This window comes from Corynebacterium sp. HMSC14H10, assembly GCF_001807105.1.
Taxonomy (GTDB): domain Bacteria; phylum Actinomycetota; class Actinomycetes; order Mycobacteriales; family Mycobacteriaceae; genus Corynebacterium; species Corynebacterium jeikeium_D.
In genome coordinates this window covers 35,931-53,171 of sequence record NZ_KV787409.1, presented here as the reverse complement: position 1 = coordinate 53,171, position 17,241 = coordinate 35,931, and the positions used below count along the sequence as shown (strand labels likewise).

General features: G+C 60.0%; 14 protein-coding genes and 1 tRNA gene. 8 read left to right on the top strand and 7 right to left on the bottom strand.

Annotation, left to right across the window (positions count from 1 at the left end; all coding sequences use genetic code 11):
• The first annotated feature begins 37 nt into the window (after window positions 1–37).
• The 7 genes from gndA to HMPREF3135_RS01010 all read left to right on the top strand — a co-directional run bounded on the left by gndA (window position 38) and on the right by HMPREF3135_RS01010 (window position 9,766).
• Complete coding sequence (gene gndA / locus HMPREF3135_RS01040; protein WP_180950681.1) at window positions 38–1,480, top strand: NADP-dependent phosphogluconate dehydrogenase; 1,443 nt, start codon at window positions 38–40, stop codon at window positions 1,478–1,480.
• Between the two features lie 47 nt (window positions 1,481–1,527).
• Window positions 1,528–3,141, top strand: coding sequence for a bifunctional hydroxymethylpyrimidine kinase/phosphomethylpyrimidine kinase (locus tag HMPREF3135_RS01035; RefSeq protein WP_070437427.1), 1,614 nt, complete (start codon window positions 1,528–1,530; stop codon window positions 3,139–3,141).
• A gap of 185 nt (window positions 3,142–3,326) precedes the next feature.
• Window positions 3,327–4,556 carry a DEAD/DEAH box helicase gene (locus HMPREF3135_RS01030; RefSeq protein ID WP_246818289.1) on the top strand — a complete coding sequence of 410 codons (1,230 nt, stop codon included), beginning with the start codon at window positions 3,327–3,329 and terminating at the stop codon, window positions 4,554–4,556.
• 3 nt (window positions 4,557–4,559) lie between these two features.
• Window positions 4,560–5,945, top strand: a complete 1,386-nt coding sequence (locus HMPREF3135_RS01025; protein ID WP_016422831.1) for a hemolysin family protein — start codon at window positions 4,560–4,562, stop codon at window positions 5,943–5,945.
• Complete coding sequence (locus tag HMPREF3135_RS01020) at window positions 5,942–7,156, top strand: hemolysin family protein (RefSeq protein ID WP_070437421.1); 1,215 nt, start codon at window positions 5,942–5,944, stop codon at window positions 7,154–7,156. Before HMPREF3135_RS01025 ends, HMPREF3135_RS01020 begins: the two co-directional genes overlap by 4 nt.
• Entirely contained in the window at window positions 7,153–8,070 is a 918-nt protein-coding gene (locus HMPREF3135_RS01015) for a hypothetical protein (protein WP_048734021.1), read from the top strand. Before HMPREF3135_RS01020 ends, HMPREF3135_RS01015 begins: the two co-directional genes overlap by 4 nt.
• 97 nt (window positions 8,071–8,167) lie before the next feature.
• Window positions 8,168–9,766 (top strand): vWA domain-containing protein, encoded by a 1,599-nt coding sequence (locus HMPREF3135_RS01010; RefSeq protein WP_070437418.1) that lies wholly within the window; start codon window positions 8,168–8,170, stop codon window positions 9,764–9,766.
• A 143-nt stretch (window positions 9,767–9,909) separates the two neighbouring features.
• Here HMPREF3135_RS01010 and HMPREF3135_RS01005 read toward each other — a convergent pair whose 3' ends face one another.
• The 5 genes from HMPREF3135_RS01005 to secA2 all read right to left on the bottom strand — a co-directional run bounded on the left by HMPREF3135_RS01005 (window position 9,910) and on the right by secA2 (window position 15,219).
• Entirely contained in the window at window positions 9,910–10,413 is a 504-nt protein-coding gene (locus tag HMPREF3135_RS01005; RefSeq protein ID WP_172620271.1) for a MerR family transcriptional regulator, read from the bottom strand.
• 388 nt (window positions 10,414–10,801) lie between these two features.
• Window positions 10,802–11,401 (bottom strand): bifunctional nuclease family protein, encoded by a 600-nt coding sequence (locus HMPREF3135_RS01000; RefSeq protein ID WP_070437415.1) that lies wholly within the window; start codon window positions 11,399–11,401, stop codon window positions 10,802–10,804.
• Between the two features lie 45 nt (window positions 11,402–11,446).
• Window positions 11,447–12,205, bottom strand: coding sequence for a transcriptional regulator FtsR (locus HMPREF3135_RS00995; RefSeq protein ID WP_016422836.1), 759 nt, complete (start codon window positions 12,203–12,205; stop codon window positions 11,447–11,449).
• A 70-nt stretch (window positions 12,206–12,275) separates the two neighbouring features.
• Window positions 12,276–12,701 (bottom strand): oxoglutarate dehydrogenase inhibitor Odhl, encoded by a 426-nt coding sequence (gene odhI, locus HMPREF3135_RS00990; protein ID WP_016422837.1) that lies wholly within the window; start codon window positions 12,699–12,701, stop codon window positions 12,276–12,278.
• Between the two features lie 238 nt (window positions 12,702–12,939).
• Complete coding sequence (gene secA2, locus HMPREF3135_RS00985) at window positions 12,940–15,219, bottom strand: accessory Sec system translocase SecA2 (RefSeq protein WP_070437412.1); 2,280 nt, start codon at window positions 15,217–15,219, stop codon at window positions 12,940–12,942.
• 189 nt (window positions 15,220–15,408) lie between these two features.
• Between secA2 and rraA the strand changes: the two genes are divergently transcribed.
• The gene (gene rraA / locus HMPREF3135_RS00980; protein ID WP_016422839.1) at window positions 15,409–15,882 is read left to right on the top strand and encodes a ribonuclease E activity regulator RraA; all 474 of its coding nucleotides are present in this window, start codon (window positions 15,409–15,411) and stop codon (window positions 15,880–15,882) included.
• A gap of 97 nt (window positions 15,883–15,979) precedes the next feature.
• Here the strand turns inward: rraA and HMPREF3135_RS00975 are convergent.
• Both HMPREF3135_RS00975 and HMPREF3135_RS00970 read right to left on the bottom strand, forming a co-directional pair.
• Window positions 15,980–16,053 (bottom strand) — tRNA-Pro (locus HMPREF3135_RS00975).
• A gap of 86 nt (window positions 16,054–16,139) precedes the next feature.
• Window positions 16,140–17,123 carry a PASTA domain-containing protein gene (locus HMPREF3135_RS00970; protein ID WP_070437405.1) on the bottom strand — a complete coding sequence of 328 codons (984 nt, stop codon included), beginning with the start codon at window positions 17,121–17,123 and terminating at the stop codon, window positions 16,140–16,142.
• Window positions 17,124–17,241: the final 118 nt, after the last annotated feature.

Sequence of the window (17,241 nt, the reverse complement as noted above, 5' to 3'; positions counted from 1 at the left end):
ATACAACGAACCCCGGCCAGGCTTTAAGATGGTGGGCATGACCGATAACAATGAACTCGCACAAATTGGTGTCGTCGGGCTCGCCGTCATGGGCTCGAATATCGCACGCAACTTCGCCCACAAGGGACACACCGTTGCCGTGTACAACCGCAGCCCGGAGAAAACTCGCACCCTCATCGCTGAACACGGTGATGAAGGCTCATTCATCCCGTCCGAGACCATTGAAGAGTTCGTCGCTTCGCTGGAGCGCCCGCGTCGCGCTCTGATCATGGTTCAGGCAGGTGCCGCTACTGATGCGGTCATCGATCAGCTTGCCGACGTGATGGAGCCCGGCGACATCATCATTGATGGCGGTAACTCTCTTTACACGGACACCATCCGTCGCGAGAAGGCTATTCGCGCCCGTGGCCTGCACTACGTTGGCACTGGTATTTCCGGTGGTGAAGAAGGTGCTCTGACTGGCCCATCCATTATGCCGGGTGGAACGAAGGAGTCCTACGAGTCCCTCGGCCCGCTGCTGGAGTCCATCTCCGCTCACGTTGATGGCGTTCCGTGCTGTACTCACATTTCCTCCGATGGCGCTGGCCACTTTGTAAAGATGGTCCACAACGGCATCGAGTACGCGGATATGCAGGTCATTGGCGAGGCCTACCACCTGCTGCGTGAGGCCGCTGGCCTCACCCCTGCCGAGATTGCAGATATCTTCCGCGAGTGGAATAAGGGCGACCTGGACTCCTACCTGGTCGAGATTACCGCTGAGGTTCTCTCTCAGGTCGATGAGAAGACAGGCAAGCCGCTGGTGGATGTCATCGTTGATGCTGCTGGTCAGAAGGGCACCGGCCGTTGGACGGTCAAGGCCGCTTTGGACTTGGGCATTCCAGTAACTGGTATTGGCGAGGCCGTGTTCGCTCGCGCCCTGTCGTCTTCCCTTGCTCAGCGTGAGGCTGCCCGCAACCTGCCGTCGGGAAGCCTGGCTAAGGCACCGGAAGATCGCGATGCTTTTGTGGAGCGCGTCCGTAAGGCGCTCTACGCTTCCAAGATCGTTGCCTACTCGCAGGGCTTCGATGAGATTAACGCTGGTGCCAAGGAGTACGGCTGGGAGATTGACCGCGGTGCGCTGGCGACCATCTGGCGTGGTGGCTGCATCATCCGCGCACAGTTCCTGAACCGCATCAAGGAAGCGTACGACCGCAATCCGGAGCTGCCGGCGCTGGTACTCGACGAGTACTTCCGTGACCAGGTCACCGAGTGCCTCGACGCGTGGCGCGACGTTGTCGTCACTGCAGCACAGATGGGTATCCCGGCTCCGGTGTTCTCCTCTTCGCTGGCTTACTACGACGGCCTGCGTGCGGAGCGTCTGCCGGCAGCACTGGTTCAGGGGCAGCGTGACTACTTCGGTGCGCACACTTACCAGCGTGTTGACCGCGAGGGTGCTTTCCACACCCTCTGGTCTGGCGACCGCTCCGAGGTTGAAGCGTAGTCTTGAAGTCTGTCGCTTCACGCTCTTGAAGTTAAAAGGGGTCTGAGATGCCATTTCCCAAGAAGGCAAAGCCTGATTTTGTGCCACGAGTTCTTTCCATCGCCGGCACAGACCCAACAGGTGGCGCTGGGCTCCATGCCGATTTAAAATCAATCGCCGCCGCCGGTGGTTATGGTATGGGCGTGGTCACCGCTTTGGTATCTCAGAACACCGTGGGCGTTCGTGCCGTCCACACCCCACCTGTTGACTTCCTCGTCGAGCAGCTGGCTGCTGTAACTGAGGATGTCACCATCGACGCGGTGAAGATTGGCATGTTGGGTTCACGCGAACTCACGCAGGCCGTCACCAACTGGGTTCGGGAGACCAAGCCAGCCGTGGTTGTTCTCGATCCGGTTATGGTCGCCACCTCTGGCGACCGTCTGCTTGACGAAGATGCCATGGACGCAATGCGTGACTTGGTCGCGGAAGCCACCGTCATCACGCCGAATGTTCCCGAACTGGCATTGCTTGCCGACGCCCCGGAGGCCAGCGACTTCACTGAGCTGATTGAGCAGGCGCTGGAGTTCGCGAGCAAGAACGATGTCATCGTGATTGCAAAGACTGGTCACTTAAGTGATGAGGAAGCCGGCAATGCCGTGGCCTTCCCCGATGGCCAGGTTTTCTTCAGCTCTTCTCCCCGCATTCACACTGAGAACACCCATGGCACGGGTTGTTCGCTGTCCGCAGCTCTTGCCACACGGATTGGTGGGGGCTCTGCGATTAATGATGCCCTGCGCTGGACTACGCGCTGGCTCAGCGAGTCCATTCGTTTCGCGGATAACCTCAACGTCGGCCAGGGGCACGGCCCCATTGACCACGGCCACAGGGCTCGTCGCCTGGAAAAGGTCGCGCTTCGCCGAATGCAACCAGTGCATCTGAACTCTAGTTTTTACCCGGCGGCCATCGAAGGCACTGATACTGAGCAGACGCCGAAGGAGCTGGAATCTTTCTTCGGCCACTCACTCCAGATTGCGCCGGCGGGCCCCTTTACTTCCCAGCTGTGGCGGGACATCGAGGACATCGTTGCCGAGATTGGCGGAATGTTCAGCGTCCCCACGATGCTCCGCGGCGACCTTTCCTCGGACGAAACCAACTTCTTCGTAGCGCAAGAGGCCTGGTACTTGCACCAAGTTTTCCCAGTCCTGTCGCATCTGGCAACCAAAGCACCCTGCGCTAAGGAACAGGTTCTGTGGTCGTCACTCGCACAGGAAGCCCTGGTGCGTGCGTTGGAATTGAGCAATAACGCGCTGGAAGAGACTTCTTCGGCGCTCGAGGACATCGAGCCGACAACCATCACGCAGCTTTTGCTGGACGTGCATTCTTCCTGTAGCGCTTTCAACCCATATCGGGTCGCCGTAACCAGTATCGTCGCCGAAATGTGGATTGCAACCGAGCTGACTCTGCAAGGAAAATCGCTGGTTGATGGGGATTCCGCGATCGCGAACTGGGTGGAGGTGTATTCCGACCCCGAGTATGTTGACAGTGTTCAGCAGGCTCTCGAGGTCCTTGAAGAGAATATGTCCACGGCCAGCGATGCGGAGCTCAAATCCATCCGCAACATCTTCCGTCGAGCCGCCATTCTTGAGCGCGAGGCCTATGCGCAACCGGGTCGCGGTTGGTAAATCTCATGGGACGGTAGTTTTCAAGCTCACCGGACGTGCCTATTGCATGGCAGTCCGGGGATAGCGGTATTCTAACAAGCATGCCCCCTCCTGCTGAGTCCAGTGATTTCAGACAGTTGGGCACGCCGGAAGCGATTGTGAGTATTCTGCGTGCCCAGCACATAACTTCGCCTACTGCCGTGCAGGTGGCGACTTTGCCAGATGCTTTCGCTGGCAAGGACGTTCTTGCGCAGGCCCCTACAGGCTCGGGCAAAACGCTCGCATTCGGCATTCCGCTGGTCGCGTTACTCAATAACGCCTCTCCAGCGCTTCCCGGCTACCCGCGCGCGCTCATTATTTCGCCAACGCGCGAACTCGCAGATCAGATTGCTGATGTCCTCGCTGACATCGGTGCCGCTGCAGGTCTGCGTGTCTTGAGCTTGGTCGGCGGTGATTCCGTGGCCAAGCAGCAGACTCTGCTCGCGGCACCAGTCGATATCGCTGTGGTCACACCGGGTCGCGCACACGATTTGCGCCGCCGCGGTCTACTCAGCCTTGAGCACGTCCTCGCTGTCGTCGTCGACGAAGCGGACATGCTCGCTGACATGGGCTTTCTGCCCGATGTTCTGGGCCTGGTCCGTGCGTGCCCGAAGTCGGCACAGCGCATGGTCTTTTCCGCCACGATTAACGACGACGCCGCGGGGCTTATTCGCGATCGTCGCGCAAGTAGCACTGAAGTTGCGAAGCACAAGGTCACTGCCTCCCGGTTGACCATGCGCAATATGCGGCATCTGTTACTTCGGGTGGAGGACAACAACGAAGCCGACGAAGTGGTCGCCTGGATTGCCTCCCGCAAGGATCAGTGCGTCATCTTCGCCAACTCTAAGGCGCGTGTCGTGCAGCTGGCTAAGTTTCTACAGTTCTACGACATCAAGTTAGGTTTCCTCCACGGCGATCGTGGCCAGGCAACTCGTCGCGCGGTCCTCAAGGCCTTTGCCGAGGGTGAAATCAATGTCCTCGTCACCACGGATGTGGCCGCTCGTGGCATTGATATCGATGCTCTTGACTTGGTTGTGCACGCGGATCCGCCAAGGGATTCCGCGACGTATATTCACCGCTCGGGTCGGACGGCTCGTGCAGGTGCTTCCGGCACGGTAGCGATGATTGTGCGTGACCGCCAGGTTGATCAGGCCCGCGAGCTGCTGGCAGGGGCCGGCGTTGAAGCTGAAGAGCTGCGCGCCGCTCCGGGACTGCCGCGATTTGTCAAGGAACTGGGCGCACGGCGTCCGCGCCGGGCTCGTCAAGATCAGAGCCAATCGGCAGGCGGTGCTGGTGGTGCCGGTTACCGCGGGCGCGGCGGTCCGTCGGCAAGCGGAAAGAATCGTGCTGGCGGTCGCGTACACCGCCCCAAGCGAGGGAAAAAGAAGAAGAGATAATCAGTGGATATTGTTCTCAATATTGTCGCGGTTGTCGGCTTTATCGCGCTAACCGCTGGCACCGGCCTCTTTGTGGCGTTTGAATTCGCGCTGACGGGACTGGAGCGATCTACGATTGACGCCGACCGCGCCCGTTCAGCGGATGCACCTGCTGAGGCCGTTCACAAGGCGCATAATCGACTGTCCTTCCACCTCTCCGGTGCACAGCTGGGCATTACGTTGACGACACTGGCAACTGGTTTCCTCGCGGAACCGGTGCTGGCGCAGTACTTCACGCCGATGTTGCATTGGATGGGGCTCAGCGAGTCTGCAGCGGGACCGACCGCGCTGATTCTTGCGCTCATTGTGGCCACGATGTTGTCGATGGTCTACGGCGAATTGGTGCCAAAGAATGTCGCGATTACAGAGCCGCTGGCAGTAGCGCGAGTTACGGCTCGTCCGGTGATGGCGTTTAACTGGGTGTTCCACTACTTCATCCATTCGCTGAATGCCACGGCGAACTGGCTGGTGCGCAAGCTCGGTATTGAACCGGCGGATGAGCTGGCTTCGGCGCGTTCCCCGCAGGAGCTGGAAGCACTGGTGCGCAATTCTGCGGAGCAGGGTGCATTGGATGAGTCGAAGGCCGCTGTACTCGAGTCGTCGTTACGCTTTGGCGAAACGACGGCGGAGGATCTCATGACGCCGCGGTCGACGATCACCTCCCTCGATGTCGATGACACGGCGCTGGATCTGCTGGCTGTCGCTATCGAATCGGGGCATTCCCGCTTCCCCATTACTGACGGGGACCTCGATGCCACTGTCGGTGTTGTCCACGTCAAGGACGCATTTGCGGTGCCTGCGGCGAAGCGCTCAACCACCACCATGCGGGAGATTGCACGGCCTGTGCCGACGCTGCCGCAGTCGCTGGACGGCGATGCCGTACTGGAGGCCGTGCGTTCGGCTGGTTCGCAGATTGCGCTGGTCGCCGATGAGTACGGCGGCATCGCCGGCATTGTCACCATCGAGGATGTCGTCGAAGAAATTCTTGGCGAGGTCTGGGATGAGTACGACGACAAGGAGTCCGAGCAGGAAGTCAAACGCGCGATCGAAGGCTGGAACTGCTCTGGCCTTGTGCGTACCGACGAGCTGCCGACCAAGGTCGGATACTTCGCCCCAGAAGGTAGCTTCGAAACGCTCGGTGGATTGATTATGTTTGCGCTCGGTCGCATCCCGGAGGTCGGTGACGTCGTCCTGCTGCCAGAGACCGAACGCGACTTCATGGACGAGTTCGAATCGGGTATCGCCGGACGCTGGTATGCCCGCATTCTGGCGATGGATGACCGCCGCGTGGACCGTGCCATTTTGATTCCTGTGACCAACGAGCGCGCTAAGGAAATGTTCAACCTATGAGTGACTGGTTTGGAATCCTCCTGACTTTCTTCTTACTGTTGGTCAACGCGTTTTTCGTGGGCGCGGAGTTCTCACTTATTGCTGCGCGCCGTGACCGTTTGGAAGCGCTGCTGGCTCAGGGAAAGAAGCGCGCACGCACAGTTATCAATGCTTCTGAGCACCTGTCAATGATGCTCGCCGCCGCACAGCTGGGCATCACCATTGCCTCGCTACTGCTGGGTAAGGTCTCTGAGCCGGCGCTGGCACATCTGCTGGAAGCTCCCTTCCAGGCGATGGGTATTCCGGAGTCGCTGCTGCACCCGCTGAGCTTTGCCATCGCATTGATGCTGGTGTCAGTGCTGCACATCATGCTCGGTGAGATGGTGCCGAAGAATATCGCGCTGGCAGGACCGGAAACGATGGCCATGCTGCTTATTCCGGTTCATATGGTCTTCTACCGTCTGACCAAGCCGCTGTTGCTGCTGTTTAACTGGATGGCTCGCCATACGCTTAAGCTGTTCGGCATTGAGCAGCGCGATGAGCTCGACACCACTGTCGATTCCACTGAGTTGGCATCGATGATTGCGGAGTCTCGTCAAGAGGGGCTCCTTGACAGCGAGGAGCACGTCCGCCTTCGTCGCACACTGGCTTCGGCCACGCGCACCATTGAGGAGGTGCTGATTCCGCATGAGCAGATTCGGTGCCTCCCCACCGCACCGACTGTGGGCGATCTAGAGACGGCGGTCACCGAAACTGGTTTCTCCCGGTTCCCCGTCGCTGCGGCCAACAATGAGCCCAACGAGTACCGCGGCTATGTTCACGTGAAAGATGTCCTCGACCGCGTTATGGATCCGGCCTCAGGCCCGGAGACCGTCATTCCCGATGGCGAAATCCGTCCGATGATTGAAATCCCCATCGAGGCCACTTTGGACGAGGCCCTGCGTATCATGCGCCGCTACAGCGCCCACATGGCAGTGGCTGTGCGCGCTCGCACGCCAAAGCCGCATCTGCGCGCAAACGCCCCGGCAAGTATCGCGCCGAAGACCGGTGCTTTCTCCGGCGCGGAGCAGATCGGCATCGTGGCTCTGGAGGACCTCATCGAGGAGCAGGTCGGTGTCGTGCGCGACTGGACCCACGAGGTCTCCCCGCGCCGCAGCAGTGCGCAAAAGCAGCACTCGACCGTGAACCAATCCCGGACCCGACCGAGCAGCACGCAGGGACGACAGCAGTGACACCTACGCCCGATTCGTCTTTCGATTGGCGTGAAGCCAAAGCAAGGCATATCGCCCGCGTCGATGTCCTGACCCGCGATCACCTGTCCCGTCGCAGTCGCGGCCAGCGTCACCCGGTCTGGGACTTCATCTTCGAGTACTACCCCGTTAAGCCCGGCCAGCTCCGCCGCTGGTCACCGGGCATCGGCGTAGATCTTCCCGGTGCGACAGCCAAGGACATCAGTCACCTGAAGTTCTTTACCCTCGACACAGACGACGCTACAGACAGTCCTGCCAGCAAGGACCCCACCGATACCGCCTCGGGGACAGCACGCATGGATGTTTCGGCGTACGTCGATAAGCGAGGTACGACGGTGGCGTACATCGGCAATCTGTTGCGTTCGACGCGCGCGAATCCGGCGCACTTTGACTGCTTTGGTCTGCATGAATGGGCGATGGTATATCGCCAGCCCGAGCATCGTCATCCGGAGCCCCTGCGGCTTGGTCAGGCAGGCACGGACGAGGTCGTCGAGGCCCACACGGTTCGGTGTACGCACTTCGATGCCTTCCGTTTCTTCACGCCCGACGCCGTGCCGCTCAACGAGTTTGCGCCGACGCGCGAGACACAGCCGCACTGTGAGCAGATGGGTTGTCTGCACGCCAACATGGACTTGTATAAATGGGCGACCAAGCTCGGCGAGGCGGTCCCCGGCGACCTGTGGCTGGATACTTTCGAGCTCGCGTGCAGTGCCCGTGAGTTGGATATGCGCGCCGCTCCCTACGATCTGCAGGATTGGGGTTTTGCGCCCATTCGCATCGAAACGCCCGAGGGCAAGGCCGAGTACGTCCGTCGCCAGCGTGAGCTCAGTGCGCGTGCCGATGTTCTGCGCGGCCGTCTTCTCGAAGTGGTAGATGTCGCCTTGTCCACGCAGTAAAGTTGGCAGGAGTTACGTGCGCGTTTGTGCTTTACGACGAGGTCTGCTGCGAGTCGACAGTGCCGAGCACACTCAGCATAGAAAGGGCTAGAACGACATGGGACGACACGCCTCGGGTGAGAACAACTATCGAGTGGCTAAGGGGCCTTTTATTGCCGTCTTGGTCGTCATTGTTCTGGTGGCTGCGGTTTTTGCCTGGGTTAATCTGCGCAAGAGCAACGATTCGTCAATTGATGCTGACCGTGCACGGTGCACGAAGGGTGACCTGACGCTGGTGGTGACCGCTGATCCTGCTGCGGTGGGCTCGGCACAGAAACTCGTGCAGGACTATGGCGAGTCGAATCCCGTGGTGAGGGACTTCTGTGTGCGGCCACAGATTACGGTGGCGGGCTCGCAGGAGGTTGTGAACGCCCTGACTGAGGCTGGCGGTGCTGAAGCTGATGAGGGAGCTCCGGAGGACCCCGCTGCGGATGAAGCCGGTACCGGAATTATGACTCCGGGCGTATGGATTCCCGCCGATATCTCTTTCGTTGACCGGGCGAAGAACTCAGACAAGGTCAAGGTCAACAACCCCAAGACGTGGTTGCCGCCGATTGCCAGCGGCGTGGCCTTCACAACCAATCGTGCTGACCAGCTGAACAACGCCACCTGGGAAGAGCTTGCAGGATTGCGCGTGGCCGCCCCCGGTGGCTCCGATGCGGCGCTGTCGGCCGTGATCAGTGCTCGACTTGGCGGTGGCCCGGATGTCGCTCGCGAACGCGCAGACTTGGGTGAGGTCTACACCTCCAATACCCTGCTGACCATGCTCAGCCAGAATGTCGCTGACTTCGACGGCGTGGCCGCGACCCAGCCCATGCTGCAGATGGCCGGCGAAGGGCTGAAGTTGGTCTCCCCAGCGGATGCACCCCAATTGCACGCGCCAGTTGTCACCTTTGGCTCCGGCGGCAAGATCGACGAGAACACGGCTCGCGCGGCCGAGGACTTCCGGAACTTCGCAGCAGATCATGGCGCCGACGGCGAAGCTGCTGAGAGCACTTTCAGCCCTGAAGTAGCAGAGAACTTTGGAGTGCTCTCGCAGATTCAGACGGATTCTTTTGCGCTGCCGCCAGCACTGGAGCAGCCGGACGCGCAACAGCCCGCAACTGCGATGGGTTCGGCGCTCCTGCTCGCTGATACCTCCGAGGGCGTCGATGTTGGGGCGCTGTCTGCGGCACTGACCGGCGCTATCGATGCGGCACCTGGTGGCCGCTACGGCCTGTGGACATTCGCACCTGAGGTGAACCGCCTCGCGGAACTTCCCGCGCCCGATGACGAGGCCAACAACGGCGCGGACGCCGTAAAGGGTTCGCTGGCCGAACTTCCGGCTGGTGGTGAGGCACAGTTCTGGCCAGCGCTTATCGATGCCTACCAGGCCGCCCGCGACACCTACTCCCCTGACAAGCCGAACCGTCTCGTCGTGCTCACCTCGGGTCGCGATGCCTCGGGCGCCGATGCCGCCGAGTCTGTCGAGAGGATCAAGGAACTCATTAGCCCGGACCGCCCGGTAACGATTGAGGTCATCGTGCTTCCCGACGGGGACAGCTCCAGCCCCGAGCTGCAGGAAGTGGCAAATATGACCACTGGCTCTCTGCGCATTGCGGCTGACTACGGCGATGGCCTGGCCTCTCAGTTGGCTGCGGCTATCGGTACGGAGTAAGTAGAAAAACCGCCTCCATCTGGTCCAACCTCGGGAGAGGTAAGACGGAACCAGTTGTGGAAGGCGGTTTTCGTTTAGTTTGTTTCGGCTATTTGAGCGGCGGCCGTAGCAGCAACGCCGCTATCCAGCCAAATAGTTGGCTGTTAGGAGATGCGACGGCGACGACGCTCAGCCAGCTCGTCGATGCCAGTGCCTGGGTTCTCCTGAGTACCGTCGATACGCTCAGACGGGAAGGAGGCGATGGTGCCAGTCAGTTCCTTCATAATGCCCGGAACAGCAATGCCGAACACTCCCTGGCCACCGTTGAGCAGGTCGATGACCTCTTCATTGGAGCGGCACTGGTAGACGGTGCGACCGTCGGAAACCAGCGTGATGGTAGCCAGGTCATCGACGCCGAGGTCGCGCAGGCGGTCGACAGCCAGACGGATATTCTGCAAGGAAATACCGGTGTCCAGCAGACCGCGGACAATCTTCAAAACGAGGATGTCACGGAAGGAGTACAGACGCTGGGTACCTGAGCCCTTGGCGGTACGAATAGAAGGCTCCACCAGCTTGGTGCGTGCCCAGTAGTCCAGCTGGCGGTAAGAAATGCCCGCTACCTGACATGCGATAGGAACGCGGTAGCCAACCTGCTCGTCCGGCCCCATGTCGAACAGGGATTCCTGGACCGCGCGCGGCTCTTGCGAGTCCGACGCACGGAGCTCATTGTCGCCAAAGAGCGAACCGCTGTTGTCGTCGACCATATAAATTCTCCCGAGGTAGTTTCACTGCCGTTATTTATCTTTCGCCAAGGTTAATCGGCTGTCAATACATCACAGCACGACACGCCGAATCTCTAAACCTAAAGTTAAGGTTTAGAGTTTGGAGCCGCAGTTTCCCCAGCTCAAGCACAACCCGGGAGCAAAACCGCAGGACGGGATGAAACTATAACTTCCGAAAAGTTACCCCTTTTATGGGGTCATTCAGCGACACGCCGGAGGAAATAAGCGTCACAACTACCCCAAAAGTAGCCAGTTATTCACTCCAGTCACACGTTTAACGGTCGCCATCGGAAGCTGAATCGGCGCCACCGTCGGCTTCACCATCAGACTTCTTGTCCTCCGCATCACCATGCGGCTCGGCGAAGTAGTCAGCATCAATACTGTCGAGGAATTCCGCAAACTCCGACACCGATGCCTCGACGGAGCCGGTCTCCGACTCGTCGGCAAGCGAACCGCCATTGGTTGCGACGAGACGCGCTGCTACCGACGTGGCGTCGAGCACATCACGCGCGACATACAGCGGAACCTCAAGCTCGCTAGCGATAAGGATGAGGTCGGAGGGCCGCATATCAATCTCTGCGCCACCTTCGAGCACCAGGCTGGCGATGAAAACGCCCTCATGCACGCCCGTAATCTGGCCACGCAGGGCGCTCTGCCCCACCATGTCCAGCGTATCGACGAAGACCTCATGCATGCCCGGGCGACGCTGCGTAGCGCCGGTCTCACGGGCGGAGTACTCCGTCGCCGTCGCCAAATCAATCCAAATCGGGATAATCCGATTGGTCTCCTCGGCATGCAGGAGTAGCACTGGATCGTCCTCAGGAGGATGCGCCATCCAGTCTAGAAACTTGACTTCTACGAGTTTTTCGTCCATAACAGCGATAATTGTAGCGAGCCGCTATTTACGCGGGACTACCGACTACTTCCCCAGGTCCTTGTTGACCTGGCGCTTGACCAAAGTGCCGTGCAGCGTGACCATCAGCGCAGTCATCTCACGGCCCATCTCCACAGCCTTCTGCTTGCCGCTAGCCGCACGCGACTTACTCAGCGGACTAGCAGCGAGCGACACCAAATCTGCCTCACGGGCCGCAGCGGTACGCACAGTTTTGAGGTGGCGGGCATCCAGACCAAACTCAGCCAGCTTAACTGCCGTCTCAGTGATGAGCAGGTCATCGCCATCGAACATGTTCAGCGTGTCCGGAGTAATCAGACCGACTCGAACCAGTTCAGTGATGAACTTCTCGCTAGCGCCGGTGCGCTCTGCCAGCTCCGCCTGCGTCAGCGAGACCACTGCGGCTTCGCGGAACTGATCCGCCGTCACCAGTGGAGTGACCGATGCCAGCCCGTCGCCGCCAGCGTTGCCCGCATCAATTTCGTCGAGCTGCTCTTTAATAACTTTCAGCGGCAAGTAGTTATCACGCTGAACGGTGAGAATGTAGCGCAGGCGGTCAATGTCCGCCTGGCTGTAGCGACGATAACCCGAGGAGCTACGCGACGGGCACAGCAGCCCCTCCGACTCGAGAAAACGAATCTTGGACAGCGTTACATCAGGGAACTCAACCTTGACTTCCTTCAGCACAGCACCGATGGTCTTCTTCTTGCCCACCGAGCGTGCTTGCTTCGCAGTGCTTTCCGACGAAGTCGGCTGCGAAACTGCTGATTTGCGTACTGCTGCCACTGGTCTTTTCCGAGCCTTTACAAAAATAAGGGGTTAATGCCGACAGGCGTCGACATTAACCGATGTCGAATTAGTTACCGATCAGGAAGACGAGGCGGAACTTACCGACCTGAACCTCGTCACCATTAGCCAGAACCGCGGAGTTCTTCGGCTCGCGGTTAACGTAGGTACCGTTCAGCGATCCCACGTCGACGACCTCGTAGGAGTCACCGTTCTTGCGGAACTCTGCGTGACGACGGGAAACAGTCACATCATCGAGGAAGATGTCGCTGTCCGGGTGACGACCAGCGGTGGTGACTGCCTGATCGAGCAGGAAACGCGAACCTGCGTTTGGCCCCCGCTTGACAACCAAGAGTGCCGAGCCCGCCGGAAGTCCTTCAACACCGGAGACCGTGGAGTCCGTGTTAGAGCCGGACTCCATTTCCTTCAGCAAATCTGCACGGAAGACCGAGGTGGTCTCGACCGATGCCTCTGGCTGGCCGCTATTGCTAGTCATATCTTTCCCTCCGGGATAACCTTGGGCGATTTACTCGTTACTTTTTAGATAATAGCGCCCCAACCGCTTTCGTGTTGTTATCTAATCCCAACCATGTTGTGACGCAGCTCACCAGCAGGGTATGTACAACATGATTGATATGCGTAAATACCGACATCTGAGAGCTTTCTCTGTGGGTGTACCTAGGCCGGTCACCGGAGAAATATTTTCAAATTGTTACCAAACCTGTGGTTACGGCTTACCTAAACATCGCTGCAATTGAGCCGACGACCGAGCCGCCACCATTGCTCAATGGGTTGTCGTTGACCATGTACGTCCACGTCGAGCTCGGGCGAGCAAGACCCGTGTCCTCTAGATGTGCGCCTTCGCTGTCGATTTCGACCTCTTGGAAGGTCTGCACCGACTCGGTAACGGCATTGTTCACCAGGTTCTTAAAGGCGCCGATGGCGGCGCGGTGGAACTCATCAATGGGGCTTTCCTTAGCCAGCGCGCGCAGGTGAATCGACTCCCGCAGGTCATCCAGATCTGCCAGGTGGTCCGACCATCCGCGATCCAGGTGGCTCAGCATAATTTCCCGGGCAGCGTCCTCGGCTACATCGCGCCCGACTGCGGCTTCGACTTCCTTCGCCCGCGCCGATGCCAACTTGGACAGTTCTTCCCAGGCAGCATTAGTAGTCAGCAGTTTCTCCCTGCGCTCATCCAGAATCTCGCGCTGGTCACCGATGAGCTTGTTGTACTTCCACGTCGTCGCATGAATCGACAGCATGGTCGCCTCTGTCACTCGCTGTGCGCGGTCAATGAACTGGTAGGCCCTCTTATCGCGAACGCGGCCATCGTCCTCGGGCAGCACGCTCAGCGTCTCGCCAGCAGCGCCTTCGGAAATTACCGGATCATCCAGGGAGACAAAGAACACCGACGAGCCCGGATCGCCCTGGCGCCCGGCGCGGCCACGCAGCTGATTGTCCAGTCGGTCAGTGCGGTGCTTGCCCAGGCCAATGACGCATAGTCCACCGCGCTCAACGACCGCATCGCGGTTGGATTCATCTACCCCGCCGAGGCGGATGTCGGTTCCTCGTCCGGCCATCTGGGTGGACACCGTAACACGGCCAATATCGCCAGCATTGGCGATGACCTGGGCCTCCAGCTCGTCATTTTTTGCGTTCAGCACCGAGGACTCGATGCCGCGCAGGACCAGCGCATCGGCCAGTCGTTCCGATTCGGCCACGTCACGGGTGCCTACGAGTATTGGTCGACCAGTGCCGTTGAGTTCCACGACCTCGTCGACAAGCGCGGCGAACGCGTCGTCGGTGGTGGCGTAGATGCGGTCGGGATCGTCGTCACGAATGCATGGGACGTTGGGTTCGATGACGGAGACGTGGAGTCCATAGAACTCGCGGAACTGGTCTCCTGCGGAGGTGGCGGTGCCGGTCATGCCACAGGTGATGTCGTAGCGGCCGACGAGTTGCTGGATGGTCATGGAGTCGAGGATGCGGCCGCCCTCAGAGACCTGCAGGCCCTCCTTGGCCTCTACCGCCGCCTGCAGACCGTCCGGCCAGCGCTGCAACTCCGCCACGCGTCCCTTCGAGGCATCGATGAGCTGTACCTTGCCGTCGCGCACGATGTAGTCGACATCGCGCTGCAGCAACTCGTGGGCGTGCAGTGCAACGTTGACCTGAACCAGAGTGGTGCCGACATGTTCGGCGTCGTACAGCGAGCCGATGCCAAGCAGGCGTTCGACGCGTGCGGCGCCGGTATCGGTGAGGAAGACGTTGCGGCGGCCTTCGTCGACGGTGTAGTCGTCGCCGAGCTGCAGGCGGCGCACCACGTCGGTGATCTGACCGGTCGGTGCGGTGCCCGGCTCACTGCCGGCAAGCACAAGCGGGACCAGCGCTTCATCCACCAACACGGAGTCGGCCTCGTCGATGATCGCGACATCAGCGGGCGACTGCACGCGGTCTTCGATGGCCGGCGCGCAGCGGTCGCGCAGAACGTCGAAGCCGAGTTCGTTGACGGCGGCGTAGACGATGTCTGCCGCATATGCTTTACGACGCTCCCCCGGTCCCTCCTGCGGCGAAATAGCCGCCACCGAGAGCCCTAGGAACCCGAACAGCGGTTGCATCCACTGCGCGTCGCGGCCTGCGAGGTAGTCGTTGACGGTCACGGAATGCACGCGGTGGCCACGCAGCGCGAACCCTGCTGCAGCCAGGGCGCCGGAGAGGGTCTTGCCCTCACCGGTGGCCATCTGGACGACGTCTCCCTCCATGAGCGCCAGTGCGCCTTGCAGCTGCACATCGAAGGGACGCATGGACAGGGTGCGCTGGGAGACTTCGCGGAGCGCGGCTAAAAGCTCCGGTGCGTCGGTGGCGTGTTGGCGGGTGAAGTCGGCGAGGTCGGCGTCGGAAAGCGCCTGTACCTGCGGCTCGAGCTCAGCGGCGCGTGCCACCAGCCCTACGCTGCGTTTTTGGTTGCGCCCCTGCTTGCCGCTAAGAGCCTTCCAAAACCAATTAAACCCAGCCATCTTCTACCCTTCCTGCGCGCGTGTGGTTGTCGGCGCGTTCTGACTCACCAGAGTAATCAATCTGGGCCGGCCTTCGGAGTGTCAATCGCCGCCAGCGAATTTGCACCATATGTCTTTAGTCACATCTTGAGTTTGAAACAATGGGTTTAACACTTGATGCGAGAATCTTCGGAAGGACTTGAATCCCCTATGGCAATCGAATTCATCCCCACCGCTGACCTGGTTGACGAGATCGGCCCGGACGTGCGTTCCTGCGATACCCAGATGCGTAACCTCGGCGGTCGCGTGGAGTTCTGCGGCAAGATCTCCACGGTCAAGTGTTTCCAGGACAACGCGCTGCTGAAGAAGGTCCTCTCCGAACCGTCGGAGGGTGGCGTGCTTGTCATCGACGGTGACGCTTCTGTGCACACGGCGCTGGTCGGTGACGTTATTGCGGGGCTCGGCAAGGACAATGGCTGGGCTGGTGTGGTCGTCAACGGCGCGATTCGCGACTCCAAGCTGATTGGCGAGATGGACTTCGGCTGCAAGGCGCTTGGCACCAACCCGCGCAAGTCCACCAAGACCGGCGAGGGCGAGCGCGACGTCGTTGTCTCCTTCGGCGGCATTGACTTCGTTCCGGGCGAGACGCTCTACGCTGACTCCGACGGTATTGTCGTGCGCTAGTGCGCTTGTGCGCTAGACGGCAGACAAAACCGCAAGCAATAGCCGTAAACAAAGCCGCCGCCTCCCGGAATCTTCCAGAAGACGGCGGCTATTTTTGTCGGGCTGACCGGATTTGAACCGACGACCCCCTCACCCCCAGTGAGGTGCGCTACCAAACTGCGCTACAGCCCGCGTGCACGAAAGTGCAACGAGCTATAGGTTACATCATTGGTGTTTGCTGGCGGAAATCGCCCCAGACCCCTGCCCTGCCTACCGCATTACTGCAGGTAGATGGTCACTGGAGTGGATGTCTCCGCCATCTGTCCCTCCGGCGGATCGATCGAGGCGACCTTGCCCATAATCGCAGCCACAGAGTTGGTCGGATTGCCCTCGGCGTCGACGACGGTCACATTCTGGTAGCCGTTGGTACGCAATTCCACCTCGACCGATGCCGGACTCTTGCCCACCACGCCCTGCGGGATGGTGCCCCAACCGCTGCTGCGCTCACCGGGGCCAGGGATAGCTGGCGGCGACTCGCGAAGTTGGTCCAGCTCCTGCTCGAGGCGCTCACGGGTGTCGTTAATCGTGCCCGACGGGTCCAAACGATCGGTTGGGCTTGTCGTGGTTTCTTCCGGCGAGGTTGTCGTCGGCGTCGGGCTTGACGACGTCTCCTGCGTCGGCTCCGCCGTATTGTCGTTTTTGTCCTCGGTTCCGGAAGTAAAGGACAAGACCAGGGCTACCAGCGCGACTACGGCCACCATGGCGGCGATGGCCACAATGGCGACAGGCTTGCCCCAGCCCTTCTTAGAGTCATCATTGCCACTGTTGCCACGGTTATTACCGCGGTTGTTGCCGTTATTCATGTCGCCGTAACCGCCTGCGGAGTACTGCTGGGTTGCACCTGCCTGCTGGCCCGCCTGACCATAGCCGCGTTCTTCTTCAGAAAGCGGAGCCCAGTACTGGCCGCTACCCTGTGCACCTGCTCCTTGCGCCCCGGCGCCGGCCCCGGCACCTCGCGAGTTCTCAAAACGTGTTTCATCGCCGCGCTGCAGGAATTGTGTCTCAGAGGAGTCGCCGCCGAAGTATTCGGTCGGCTGCTCACCCGCGAAGTCGGCATCCGGGTTGTATCCGCGGTATCCCTCGTCCCGCGGAATGTAGCGAGTCGCGGAGTCATCGCCGTACGAGCTTGAGGAATCGCGTCCGTAGCTGTTGTCTCGGCCATCGTGCTGAGAGCCGTCACGGTTATTGCCGCGCCTGACCATTGTCAGTTCTCCTTATCGCTAATTTCCTAAAAAACCAAAATGCCAACGAAAAGCCCAAAATGCAATTGCCTAAATCACATTTTGGGCTTTTCTCAGCTCAATTCGAGCGACTAGCAGG